The following is a 12,307-nucleotide window of genomic DNA, read 5'->3' on the forward strand; positions in this document are numbered from 1 at the left end:
TTAACTTCGTTACAAATCTGCGATATAAAAAGGCGGTTAGACTGGTAGAATCGTTACCACGATAATAATTTCAGCATAAACACATAATTACTATGAATAAACCCTTTACCGATGGCCTGCCGATACCGCAGCGCTACGGGGCAATACTGACCATCATCATTGGCATTGCAATGGCGGTGCTCGATGGCGTTATTACCAACGTGGCGCTGCCAACTATCGCCAGCGATCTGCATGTCTCCCCAGCGAGCTCGATCTGGGTTGTTAACGCCTATCAGATTGCCATTGTTATCTCTCTGCTCTCCTTTGCATTTTTGGGAGATATGTTTGGCTATCGGCGGGTTTATCAGTGCGGGCTGGCGTTCTTTACCGCCACCTCATTTCTCTGCGCCCTCTCCGACTCGCTCACCATGCTGACCCTGGCCCGTATCGCGCAGGGCTTTGGCGGCGCAGCGCTGATGAGCGTCAATACGGCGCTGATTCGCCTTATCTATCCTCAGCGCAGCCTGGGCCGGGGGATGGGCATCAACTCGTTTGTCGTGGCGGTCTCCTCTGCGGCTGGCCCTACCATCGCCGCAGCGATCCTGGCCGTAGGATCGTGGCAGTGGCTGTTTCTGATTAACGTACCGTTGGGGATTATCTCTCTGCTGCTGGCGATGCGCTATCTGCCCGCTAACCCACCGCGTCGCAGCACCACACGCTTCGATCTGCCCAGTGCAGTGATGAACGCCCTCACCTTTGGCCTGCTGATCCTGGCGCTTGGGGGCTTTGCGCAGGGGCAATCCCTGACGCTTATCGCTGTGGAAGGGGTTGCCATGCTGGTCATCGGCTATCTCTTTATACGTCGCCAGCTGGGGCTCCCGGTGCCGCTGCTGCCGGTGGATCTGCTGCGCATTCCGCTGTTTTCACTCTCCATTTGCACTTCAATCTGCTCATTCTGCGCCCAGATGCTGGCCCTGGTCTCGCTGCCCTTCTTCTTGCAAACCGTGCTGGGCCGCAGTGAAGTAGAGGCCGGTCTGCTTTTGACTCCGTGGCCGCTGGCCACAATGGTCATGGCACCGCTGGCGGGGTACCTGATTGAGCGGGTGCACGCCGGGCTGTTGGGCGCGGTGGGGCTCGCGGTAATGGCTGCCGGGTTGCTGGCGCTGGCGCTTTTGCCCGCCGCGCCGTCAGATATCGATATCATCTGGCGGATGATGCTGTGCGGCGCAGGCTTTGGGCTATTTCAGTCGCCCAATAACCACACCATTATCACCGCCGCCCCTCGCCAGCGCAGCGGCGGAGCCAGCGGCATGCTGGGCACCGCGCGCCTCCTCGGCCAGAGCATCGGGGCCGCACTGGTGGCGCTGATGTTTAATCTTTTTACCGATCACGCGACGCACGTTGCCCTGCTCTTCGCTGCCGTGCTGGCCGCCATCGCCGCTGCCGTCAGTGGACTGCGGATGACGCAGAAACCGCAGGCATAAAAAAAGCGCGTCATTTGACGCGCTTTTTATTACAACTGCTGGTGTTACTTAAGGTACTCACCGCTGCGCAGGGCTTCAATACGCTTATCCAGCGGCGGGTGGCTCATAAACAGCTCGCTCAGGGATTTTGATTTCCCGTTGATGCAGAAGGCCATCATCGTGCTAGCCTCCTGCGGCTCGTAGCTGGTTTTCAGACGCTGCAGAGCAGCAATCATCTTCTCGCGGCCCACCAGCTTGGCTGAACCGGCATCGGCATGAAATTCGCGATGACGGGAGAACCACATAGTGATAATGCTTGCCAGAATACCAAACACCAGCTCCAGCACCATCGACACGGCAAAGTAGATCAGCGGGTTGCCGTTGCTCTCTTCGCCCTCGTCGCGATTGCCACCCATAAAACCGGCGGCGATCTGCGCCAGAATACGCGAGATAAAGATAACAAAGGTGTTCACCACGCCCTGGATCAGGGTCATGGTCACCATGTCACCGTTCGCGATGTGGCTGATCTCGTGGGCAATAACCGCTTCAGCTTCGTCACGGCTCATGTTCTGCAACAGACCGGTACTCACCGCAACCAGCGACGCATCACGCCGTGCGCCGGTAGCAAAGGCGTTAATGTCCGGGGCGTGATAGATAGCAACCTGCGGCATCGCGATGCCCGCCTGCTGCGACTGCTGCGCCACGGTGTTCATCAGCCAGCGCTCCATATCGTTGCGCGGCTGCTCAATGACTTCCCCTCCGACCGACTTCAGGGCCATCCACTTCGACATTAACAGCGAAACGAACGAGCCGCCAAAACCAAACAGCAGCGCCATGATCAACAAGCCCTGAACGCTGCTCGACTGAATACCCGTCAGGCTGAGCACCAGCCCGAAGACCAGCATGACCGCCAGGTTCGTTAACAGGAAGAGCGCGATCCGCATCATAATTTTCTTTTAACCTCAACTTAACAAAACGCACTATGCGACTACCCACATCGTATGGGTATATTGACTATTTTCAAGCATAACCCGCGCGTAAGTTACCAGAAAGACACAACTTTACATTTTGACGCGGCAGGCTTACGCCGCGATACGCTTGTTAAAAAAACAGGCACAATCTCTTGTGCCTGTTGGGGTTTACTGTGCCTTAGCGGGCTGCGCTGGCGGACTCTCTTTCTCGATATGCGCCAGGTCGAGTGCTATATGCACTGTCTCATCGAGATAGGGATCCGGCTCCTGATAATCCTTCGGCAGATCCTCGAGCTTCTTCAGCATCGGCTTGCCTTCGCGTTTAAAGCGATCGTTCAGGCGAGCCAGGCGAATCGCATCGTCCTCTGCGTTCTCTTTCTCGCGCTGGGCAAGATTGAGCGAAATCAGGTTCCGTTTATCTTTCAGGGCATTAAAGCGAGCAATGTCCTTCAGGATGTACTGGAACTCCGGATCTTTAGCAATACGATCGTCATGCTCCTTAAGCAGCTCCGGCATAAACGGCGTCAGATCGCCAGACTTCACGTAGGTTGCGGCGTTGATGCTATCCCACGGCAGCGCATTATCTTCAAACTTCTCACCGGTTTCGGTCTCTTCATTGCCGGTCGGCATGATGATATCCGGCGTCACGCCCTTACGCTGCGTGCTGCCGCCGTTAACGCGGTAGAATTTCTGAATGGTGTACTGCACCGAACCCAGCGCCGGCCACTCAGGGCGCAGCATCTGATCGTAGATGCGGTTCAGGGAGCGATACTGCTGCACCGTGCCTTTACCAAAGGTCGGCTCGCCGACGATCAGCGCCCGACCATAGTCCTGCATAGCGGCAGCAAAGATCTCCGAGGCCGAGGCGCTAAAGCGATCAACCAGCACCACCAGCGGGCCCTTATAGTAGACGACGCCGTCGGTATCGCTGTCTTCGCGCACCTTGCCGTTGTTATCTCGCACCTGCACCACCGGACCGGACGGAATAAACAGACCGGAGAGCGAGACCGCTTCGGTCAGCGCGCCGCCGCCGTTAGTGCGCAGGTCGATGATCACGCTGCTAACGTTCTGTTTTTCCAGTTTCTGCAGCTGCACCTTGACGTCATCCGTCAGGCCAACGTAGAAGCCTGGAATATCCAGCACGCCCACTTTCTCTTTGCCGACGGTTTTCACCGACATTTTCACGGCGCGATCTTCCAGGCGGATCCGCTCACGGGTCAGGGTCAGGATACGGGTTTTGGTCCCTTTACCGGCCGGCAGGATCTCAAGGCGTACCTTGCTCCCTTTCGGACCTTTGATCAGGGCAACAACGTCATCAAGACGCCAGCCAATAACATCCACCATGTTCTGGCCCGGCTGGCCGACGCCAACGATACGGTCGCCAACGCTTATCGCTTTGCTCTTCGCCGCCGGACCACCCGCCACCATTGAGTTGATCACGGTGTAGTCGTCGTCCATCTGCAGCACCGCCCCGATCCCCTCAAGAGAGAGGCTCATCTCGGTATTGAACTGCTCAGTGTTACGCGGAGAAAGATAGTTAGTGTGCGGGTCAATCTCATGAGCAAAGGCGGTCATCGCCAGAGAGAAGACATCTTCACTGTTGGTTTGCGCCAGACGGCGAATAGCAAACTTATAGCGACGGGTCAGGGTCTCGCGGATCTCTTTCTCATCCTTGCCGGTCAGCTTCAGGCTCAGCTCATCGAACTTCACCTTCGCATCCCACTGAGCGTTCATCTCCGCTTCGTCTTTCGGCCACGGCGCTTTGCTGCGATCAACGTTAAAGGTGTCGTTGCCGGTGAAATCCATCGGCCGCTCAAGCACCTTTAGCGCGTATTGATAGCGTTCAAACCGGCGCTTCTGGGCCAGGTTATAAAGCTCATAAAAGACGTCGAGTTTACCCGTGCGCAGTTCGTCGCCGAGCACGCTGCGCTTCGGCATAAACTTCTCAACGTCGCTTGCCAGCAGTACGTTATGGCTGTAATCCAGCAAATTTAAATAGCGATCGAAAATCTTGCCCGAAAACGCCTGATCGAGATCGAACTGGCGGTAATGGGAACGCGTGAAACGCGAGGTGACGCGCTCACTGACCGTTGCATGCTGGGTCTCTTCCTTAAGTACCGGAATCTGATCGGCACGCGTGATATCTTCAACGGCAAAGGCCTGCCCTGCGATCAGGAACAGGCCAGCCAACGCGGTGCGCTTAAACAAAGTGTTCATGCCAGGCTTGGCCTCCGTTTCAGAACAACAGATGTTCTGCGCGTACAATCATCGACATGCCTGAGGTCAGCTGTACACGAACACCGTCTTTGGTGATCTCCAGTACAGTGGCGTCCATTGCGTTGTTGCCCGCTTTCACCTTGAGGTTTTGACCCACATTCAGCGCAGTAATATCGGATACTGGCGTATGCTGTGGCTCATCACGCGGTGCGCGCTGAGGTTTCGCGGCAGGTTTGTCAGCGCGGGGTTTACGTTGCTCGTTGCCCTCTTTACGGCGCGGTGCAGGACGCGGTTTGCGCTCGCGGCGAGGCGCATCTTCCTGTTCGCCGGCCGCCGCAGCAGCTTCACGCTTTTTGGCCTGCTGTTCAGCACGCTGGGCCTGGACGCGGGCTTTCGCCTCTTCAAGCTGTTTGCGAGCGTGTTCAACATGCTGTTCATCCAGCACGCCGCTCGGATTGCCGTCCAGATCGACGCGAGTCGCCCCTGCTTTGATCCCATACAGGTAGCGCCAGCTTGAGGTGTAAAGACGCAGCGCAGAGCGAAGCTGAGTTTTGCTGAGGCTCATCTCTCCTTCAACGCGCTCTACCAGATCCTGAAAAATACCAATTTTCAGGGGGCGCGCTTCACCTTCTGCACTGAAACAGTGAGGAAAACGTTCGGCCAGAAAGGCGATAACTTCTTTACTGCTATTCAACTTAGGTTGATTTTCCATGAAATTTCCTGATTACAACGGACGTTGCCAACAAGCCGCAGGCATGAACAGGCGTCATTATAATGACCCCATCAGTAAATGCTACGTTATCCGTTGATTATACTGCGTCGCTCGCAAAGAATTTTTGATAATCGGTCGCTTCCAGCAGGCGTTCAAGGTGCGAAACCAGCTCGCGCAGCCCCTGTTCATCCTCGGTGGTGAAGCGCGAAAATACCGTGCTGTCGATATCCAGCACGCCAATAATCTTACCTTTTACCACCAGCGGCAGGACGATCTCTGAGTTGCTGGCGGCATCGCAGGCGATATGCCCGTCAAAGGCATGGACATCTTCCACACGCTGAACGCTATTTTGCGCTACTGCCGTACCACAGACGCCGCGGCCTACCGGAATGCGGACGCAGGCAATCTTGCCCTGGAACGGGCCTAACACCAGCGTATCGCCCTCCAGCAGGTAAAATCCGGCCCAGTTAACGCCCTCAAGGCGCTCAAACAGCAGCGCGCTGCTATTGGCGAGCGTCGCTAAAAAACTGGTTTCACCTGCCATCAATGCCTGAAAATCGCGGTTCAACTCCGCGTAAAATTCACTTTTGTTCATTATTCAATCACTTGTTGTCGTACGAAAAAAGGTAGCCTAGCCTATTAAAATAAGCATTAAATGCCTTCATGCTCAAGATAATCCATTCATGAGTTAAGATAGATTAATTCGAACCTATACCAAAATACGTCATGGCGCTGAAAACTCCAAAGTTAGTCACCGACAAGAAAATGGCAATTCGTGCTATTGGCGACCCTCTGCCACGTGCACATTATCAGCGCTGCCCGCAGTGCGATACGCTTTTTGCGCTGCCAATGATGAAATCACACGAAAGTGCTTACTGCCCGCGCTGTGATGCGAAGATCCGCGACGGCCGCGACTGGTCGCTCACCCGGCTTGGGGCGATGGCCATCACCATGCTGATGCTGATGCCCTTTGCCTGGGGTGAGCCGCTGCTGCACCTCTACCTGCTGGGGGTGCGCATCGATGCCAACCTGCTGATGGGGATCTGGCAGATGAGCTCGCAGGGCAATCCGCTTACCGCTGCAATGGTGTTATTTTGTACGGTGGGTGCGCCACTGGTGCTGGTGGCGGCCATCGCTTACCTCTGGTTTGGCAACCGGCTGGGGATGAACCTGCGCCCGGTGCTGCTGATGCTGGAGAGACTCAAGGAGTGGGTAATGCTGGATATCTACCTGATCGGCATCGGCGTTGCCTCGATAAAAGTTCAGGACTATGCGTATCTACAGCCGGGGGTAGGTCTGCTGGCCTTCGTCGCGCTGGTGATCCTAAGCATTCTGACGCTTATCCACCTCAATATTGAGCAGCTGTGGGAGCGTTTTTACCCTCAGCGCCCTGCCACGCGCCCGCACGAGGATCTGCGCGTCTGCCTGGGATGCCACTTCACCGGCCTGCCGGATCCGCGTGGACGCTGCCCCCGCTGCCATATTCCGCTGCGCTATCGCAGACGGCATAGTATTCAGAAGTGCTGGGCAGCGCTCATCGCCTCGATGGTGTTTTTGCTGCCGGCCAACCTGCTGCCTATTTCAGTTATCTATGTCAACGGTGCGCGCCAGGCGGACACGATTATGTCCGGGATTATGTCGCTGGCGAGCAGCAACATTGCCGTCGCGGGTATTGTTTTTATCGCCAGTATCCTGGTGCCGTTTACCAAAGTCATCGTCCTGTTTACACTGCTGGTCAGCATCCATTTTAAATGCGAGCAGGGGTTGCGCACCCGCCTGCTGCTATTGCGTTTCGTGACATGGATTGGCCGCTGGTCGATGCTCGATCTGTTTGTGATTTCAATAACGATGTCACTCATTAACCGCGACCAGCTTCTCGCGTTTACTATGGGTCCCGCTGCGTTTTATTTCGGCGCAGCGGTAATTTTGACTATTCTTGCTGTGGAATGGCTGGACAGCCGCTTACTTTGGGATGCACATGAGTCAGGAAACCCCCGCTTCGCCGACTGAAGCGCGCATTAAAACAAAACGTCGAATTTCGCCTTTCTGGCTGCTACCTGTTATCGCATTAATGATTGCTGGCTGGCTATTGTGGAGCAGCTATGAGGATCGCGGTAATACCATCACCATCGATTTCGTCTCGGCTGACGGCATCGTGGCCGGGCGTACGCCGGTGCGTTACCAGGGCGTTGAGGTGGGCACCGTGCAGGACATCCGCCTGAGCGAAAATCTCAATAAAATTGAGGTTAAGGCGAGCATTAAAGCCGATATGAAGGATGCCCTGCGTAACGATACGCAGTTCTGGCTGGTAACGCCGAAAGCGTCTCTGGCGGGGATCTCCGGGCTGGATGCGCTGGTTGGCGGCAACTATATTGGCATGATGCCTGGCAAGGGTGAGCCGCAGGATCACTTTACGGCTCTCGATACCCAGCCGAAGTATCGCCTCAGCAACGGCGAACTGATGATCCATCTCCACGCTCCCGATCTCGGCTCGCTGAGCAGCGGCTCGCTGGTCTACTTCCGTAAAATACCGGTCGGGCGCGTCTACGACTACTCGATCAATGCCAACAAGCAGGGCGTGACCATCGACGTGCTGATTGAGCGCCGCTTCACCAGCCTGGTGAAAAAAGGCAGCCGCTTCTGGAACGTCTCCGGCGTGAAGGCGGACGTCGGTCTGAGCGGCGCGAAGGTCGAACTGGAAAGCCTCGCCTCGCTGGTCAACGGGGCCATCGCCTTTGACTCGCCGGAAGCATCGAAACCCGCAGAGAGCGACGACGAGTTCGGCCTCTATAAAGATCTGGCCCATAGCCAGCGCGGGGTGATCGTGAAGCTCGCCCTGCCCGGTGGCGAAGGGCTGAAAGCGGGCTCTACCCCGCTGATGTACCAGGGGCTGGAGGTGGGCGAGCTAACCAGGCTCGATCTTAACCCCGGCGGCGCGGTGAGCGGGGAGATGACCGTTGACCCGAGCGTCGTTAACCTGCTGCGCTCTAATACGCGCATTGAGATGCGCAACCCTAAACTCTCTCTGAACAATGCCAGCGTCAGCTCGCTGCTTACCGGCACCACCCTTGAACTGGTACCAGGGGAAGGCGAGCCGCGGGATAACTTTGTGGTGCTGCCCGCGGATAAAACCCTGCTCCAGGAGCCGGGCGTCGTCACGCTGACCCTGACCGCGCCGGAGAGCTACGGCATCGACGCGGGCCAGCCCATCGTCCTGCATGGCGTGCAGATAGGCCAGGTGCTGGAGCGCAACCTCTCCGCGAAAGGCGTCTCTTTCGCAGTGGCTATCGATCCCCAGTATCGTGAGCTGGTGCAGGGCGACAGCAAGTTTGTGGTAAACAGCCGGGTAGACGTTAAAGTTGGCCTGGACGGGGTAGAGTTCCTTGCCGCCAGTGCCAACGAGTGGATCAGCGGTGGGATCCGCATTCTGCCGGGAACCGAAGGCGAGATAAAATCCACCTATCCGCTGTTCGCTAACATCGACAAGGCGATAGAGAACAGCCTCAGCGACCTGCCGACTACCACCCTGACGCTGACAGCCGAGAAGCTGCCGGACGTGCAGGCCGGTTCGGTGGTGCTCTACCGTAAGTTTGAGGTGGGCGAAGTGATCAACGTTCGCCCGCGCGCTAACGCATTTGATATTCAGCTGCACGTTAAGCCGGAGTATCAATCCCTTCTGACCCCCAACAGCGTCTTCTGGGCGGAAGGCGGCGCGAAAGTGCAGCTCAACGGCAGTGGGCTGACGGTGCAGGCCTCCCCGCTTGCCAGAGCCATTAAGGGGGCGGTGAGCTTTGATAACCTTAACGGCGCTAACGCCTCTACTCGCAAAGGCGACAAGCGGATCCTCTTCCCGTCAGAGACCGCCGCGCGTGCCGTAGGGGGCCAGATCAAACTGCACGCCTTTGATGCGGGCAAGCTTGCTCCCGGGATGCCGATTAAATACTTAGGTATTGATATCGGTCAGGTACAGGATCTGGAGCTGATCACCGAGCGTAACGAAGTGCAGGCTACCGCGGTGCTCTATCCAGAGTATGTCAATACCTTTGCCCGCAGCGGTACGCGCTTCTCGGTGATTACGCCGCAGATCTCCGCGGCCGGGGTTGAGCATCTGGATACTATTCTGCAGCCCTATATCAACGTTGAACCGGGCCGGGGTGGGACTGCCCGCCGGGAGTTTGAGCTGCAGGAAGCCACCATTGCGGACTCACGCTATGTCGACGGCCTGAGTATTGTGGTTGAGGCCCCTGAAGCAGGCGGGTTGAATATCGGCACACCGGTGCTGTTCCGCGGCATTGAGGTGGGTACGGTGACCGGCCTGACCCTGGGCACGCTGTCGGACCGGGTTATGGTGGGCCTGCGCATCAGCAAGCGCTTCCAGCATCTGGTACGTAATAACTCGGTGTTCTGGCTGGCCTCGGGCTACTCACTGGACTTTGGCCTGGTGGGCGGCGTCGTGAAAACCGGCACCTTCAACCAGTTCATCCGCGGCGGCATTGCTTTTGCTACTCCGCCAGGCATCCCGCTGGCACCGAAGGCGCAAACCGGCAAACACTTCCTGCTGCAGGATAGTGAGCCGAAAGAGTGGCGCACGTGGGGCACTGCCCTGCCGCGCTAAGCTCCTGCTCCGGCGTGCCTGCTGCGCCGGAGCGTTTTATGCTACACTGCGCCCCCTGTTTTATTGCTGGTGGTGTAATTCGTGGCTCACAACGCTGTCTATCTTCCTGAAGAATTTCTTGCGCAGATGCGTCTGGCTATGCCGGCGCATCTCTCTTTCGATGACTTTATTGCCGCCTGCCAGCGTCCGCTGCGCCGCAGCATTCGGGTCAACACGCTTAAAATTTCCGTGGCAGCGTTTCTGGACCTGGTCGCCCCCTATGGCTGGCAGCTGACGCCGGTTCCGTGGTGCGACGAGGGTTTCTGGATCGAGCGCGAAGATGAAGAGGCGCTGCCCCTTGGCAGCACTGCGGAGCACCTCAGCGGCCTGTTTTATATTCAGGAAGCCAGCTCAATGCTGCCGGTCAGCGCCCTCTTCGCTGACGGCAACACGCCTCAGCGAGTGATGGACGTTGCCGCCGCGCCGGGCTCAAAAACCACCCAGATCGCCGCGCGGATGGATAACGCCGGGGCGATTCTGGCCAATGAATTCTCTGCCAGCCGGGTAAAAGTGTTGCATGCCAACATCAGCCGCTGCGGGATCAGCAACGTTGCCCTGACCCACTTTGATGGCCGGGTATTTGGCGCGGCGCTGCCCGAAACCTTTGACGCCATCCTGTTGGATGCCCCCTGCTCTGGTGAAGGCGTAGTGCGCAAAGATCCCGATGCGCTGAAAAATTGGTCTGTTGCCAGCAATCTGGAGATCGCCGCCACCCAGCAGGAGCTGATCGACAGTGCGTTTCACGCCCTGCGGCCCGGCGGGACGCTGGTCTACTCTACCTGCACGTTAAACCAGGACGAGAACGAAGCCATTTGCCACTGGCTGAAAGCTCGCTATCCCGATGCGGTTGAGTTCCTGCCGCTGGGCGAGCTGTTTGTCGGTGCAACGCAGGCGTTGACCCCCGACGGTTTCCTGCACGTTTTTCCGCAGATCTTCGACTGCGAAGGGTTCTTCGTCGCGCGACTGCGTAAAACTGCCTCTGTCGATCCTCTGCCCGCACCTGGCTATAAGATGGGTAAATTCCCCTTCTCGCCCGTCAAAGGACGCGAGAGCGCACAGATAACCCAGGCCGCCGCGGCCTCTGGGCTACAGTGGAACGACACGTTACGCCTTTGGCAGCGCGATAAAGAACTATGGCTTTTCCCGGAGCAGATCGAAGCGTTGACCGGCAAAGTGCGCTTCTCACGCATCGGCATCAAGCTCGCCGAGACCCACAACAAAGGCTACCGCTGGCAGCACGAGGCGGTGATTGCCCTTGCCGGAACCGATAATCCGCTGGCCTTTGAGCTCAACCCTGCTGAAGCAGAAGAGTGGTATCGCGGGCGGGACATCTACCCACAGACGCCGGTTAAGCATGACGAAGCGATTGTGACATTTCAGGGGCAGCCTCTTGGCCTGGCAAAGAGAGTCGGCTCGCGTCTTAAGAACAGCTACCCTCGAGAGCTAGTACGCGACGGTCGTTTGTTCGCCAGCAAAGAGTAAGTCCGGAAAAAAAGCGCACGTTTTTACTGGCGGGATAGGTCATGTTGTACCAGGCTGAAAAATGGGGTGACTTTACTGGTCGTACCACATTTCGCAGATCAATGGAGAGCATTATGACAAAAACCAGCGTGCGCATTGGCCAATTTGAGATTGATGATGCTGAGCTGCAAGGCGATGGGCCAGGAGAGCGGACGTTACGCATTCCATGCAGCTCCGATCCCGATTTATGTATGCAACTTGATGCCTGGGATGCCGATACCAGTATCCCGGCGCTGCTTAACGGCGAACAATCCGTGTTGTACCGTGAGCACTACGATCAACAGACCGATACCTGGATACTGCGCCTCGGCTGATATCCATTGAACCCGCCGCCCGGCGGGTTATTTGTTCCTGGAATTTCCTCTCTTTACACCTATCCCCTACACTTAACCTAAGCGGTACGGAAGTGAGGATGGAATGGTCGCTCTGGTTCTCTTTATTTGCTACCTGGACGGTGGCTGCGATGACATTGTTATCGATGTATACAATACCGAACAGCAGTGCCTGGTCTCAATGGAGGAGCAGCGCATCCGCCACGGCGGCTGCTATCCGGTTGAGGACTTTGTTGACGGCTTCTGGCGTCCGGCTCAGGAGTTCAGCGATTTTTAACTTCCCCTAATATTAACCAAAAAAACGCTGGACGCCCGGCGGGTCGAATATGGTATGGTTAGCTCAGGAAACAGATAAAAAAAGACCGAATACGATTCCTGTATTCGGTCCAGGGAAATGGCTCTTGGGAGAGAGCCGTGCGCTAAAAGTTGGCATTAATGCAGGCTTAATACGCCTGGCA

Annotated in this window: 10 protein-coding genes; 6 read left to right on the forward strand and 4 right to left on the reverse strand. The window is 56.8% G+C overall.

Going from position 1 to position 12,307, the window contains the following annotated elements; translation table 11 throughout:
• The first annotated feature begins 92 nt into the window (after positions 1 to 92).
• Positions 93 to 1,463 carry an MFS transporter gene (locus tag RTX96_RS00320; protein ID WP_312669805.1) on the forward strand — a complete coding sequence of 457 codons (1,371 nt, stop codon included), beginning with the start codon at positions 93 to 95 and terminating at the stop codon, positions 1,461 to 1,463.
• A 44-nt stretch (positions 1,464 to 1,507) separates the two neighbouring features.
• On the opposite strand, the gene htpX is transcribed toward RTX96_RS00320, so the two are convergent.
• From htpX to RTX96_RS00340, 4 genes are all read right to left on the reverse strand, one after another.
• On the reverse strand, positions 1,508 to 2,389 hold the full coding sequence (htpX, locus tag RTX96_RS00325; RefSeq protein ID WP_042391315.1) for a protease HtpX: 882 nt from the start codon (positions 2,387 to 2,389) through the stop codon (positions 1,508 to 1,510).
• Positions 2,390 to 2,581: 192 nt separating this feature from the next.
• On the reverse strand, positions 2,582 to 4,630 hold the full coding sequence (gene prc, locus RTX96_RS00330; RefSeq protein ID WP_103819378.1) for a carboxy terminal-processing peptidase: 2,049 nt from the start codon (positions 4,628 to 4,630) through the stop codon (positions 2,582 to 2,584).
• Between the two features lie 19 nt (positions 4,631 to 4,649).
• Positions 4,650 to 5,342 carry an RNA chaperone ProQ gene (gene proQ / locus RTX96_RS00335; RefSeq protein WP_103819377.1) on the reverse strand — a complete coding sequence of 231 codons (693 nt, stop codon included), beginning with the start codon at positions 5,340 to 5,342 and terminating at the stop codon, positions 4,650 to 4,652.
• A 97-nt stretch (positions 5,343 to 5,439) separates the two neighbouring features.
• Complete coding sequence (locus RTX96_RS00340; RefSeq protein WP_312669806.1) at positions 5,440 to 5,937, reverse strand: GAF domain-containing protein; 498 nt, start codon at positions 5,935 to 5,937, stop codon at positions 5,440 to 5,442.
• 131 nt (positions 5,938 to 6,068) lie between these two features.
• Here RTX96_RS00340 and yebS point away from each other — a divergent pair, with 131 nt between their 5' ends.
• From yebS to RTX96_RS00365, 5 genes are all read left to right on the forward strand, one after another.
• Positions 6,069 to 7,352, forward strand: a complete 1,284-nt coding sequence (gene yebS, locus RTX96_RS00345) for a membrane integrity lipid transport subunit YebS (RefSeq protein WP_103819375.1) — start codon at positions 6,069 to 6,071, stop codon at positions 7,350 to 7,352.
• Entirely contained in the window at positions 7,321 to 9,957 is a 2,637-nt protein-coding gene (locus RTX96_RS00350) for an MlaD family protein (protein WP_312669807.1), read from the forward strand. The genes yebS and RTX96_RS00350 overlap by 32 nt, the downstream gene beginning before the upstream one ends.
• 81 nt (positions 9,958 to 10,038) lie before the next feature.
• On the forward strand, positions 10,039 to 11,478 hold the full coding sequence (rsmF, locus tag RTX96_RS00355; protein WP_312669808.1) for a 16S rRNA (cytosine(1407)-C(5))-methyltransferase RsmF: 1,440 nt from the start codon (positions 10,039 to 10,041) through the stop codon (positions 11,476 to 11,478).
• Positions 11,479 to 11,591: 113 nt separating this feature from the next.
• Positions 11,592 to 11,831 (forward strand): DUF1480 family protein, encoded by a 240-nt coding sequence (locus tag RTX96_RS00360; protein ID WP_103819372.1) that lies wholly within the window; start codon positions 11,592 to 11,594, stop codon positions 11,829 to 11,831.
• 103 nt (positions 11,832 to 11,934) lie between these two features.
• Positions 11,935 to 12,126, forward strand: a complete 192-nt coding sequence (locus RTX96_RS00365; protein WP_042391328.1) for a YebW family protein — start codon at positions 11,935 to 11,937, stop codon at positions 12,124 to 12,126.
• The last annotated feature ends 181 nt before the right edge of the window (positions 12,127 to 12,307 follow it).

This window comes from Pseudescherichia sp. (genome assembly GCF_032052675.1).
Classification (GTDB): domain Bacteria; phylum Pseudomonadota; class Gammaproteobacteria; order Enterobacterales; family Enterobacteriaceae; genus Pseudescherichia.

Coding starts and splice junctions, on each gene's coding strand:
- RTX96_RS00320 (WP_312669805.1), top strand. CDS start 93: ATGAATAAACCCTTTACCGATGGCCTGCCGATACCGCAGCGCTACGGG.
- htpX (WP_042391315.1), bottom strand. CDS start 2,389: ATGATGCGGATCGCGCTCTTCCTGTTAACGAACCTGGCGGTCATGCTG.
- prc (WP_103819378.1), bottom strand. CDS start 4,630: ATGAACACTTTGTTTAAGCGCACCGCGTTGGCTGGCCTGTTCCTGATC.
- proQ (WP_103819377.1), bottom strand. CDS start 5,342: ATGGAAAATCAACCTAAGTTGAATAGCAGTAAAGAAGTTATCGCCTTT.
- RTX96_RS00340 (WP_312669806.1), bottom strand. CDS start 5,937: ATGAACAAAAGTGAATTTTACGCGGAGTTGAACCGCGATTTTCAGGCA.
- yebS (WP_103819375.1), top strand. CDS start 6,069: ATGGCGCTGAAAACTCCAAAGTTAGTCACCGACAAGAAAATGGCAATT.
- RTX96_RS00350 (WP_312669807.1), top strand. CDS start 7,321: ATGAGTCAGGAAACCCCCGCTTCGCCGACTGAAGCGCGCATTAAAACA.
- RTX96_RS00360 (WP_103819372.1), top strand. CDS start 11,592: ATGACAAAAACCAGCGTGCGCATTGGCCAATTTGAGATTGATGATGCT.
- RTX96_RS00365 (WP_042391328.1), top strand. CDS start 11,935: ATGGTCGCTCTGGTTCTCTTTATTTGCTACCTGGACGGTGGCTGCGAT.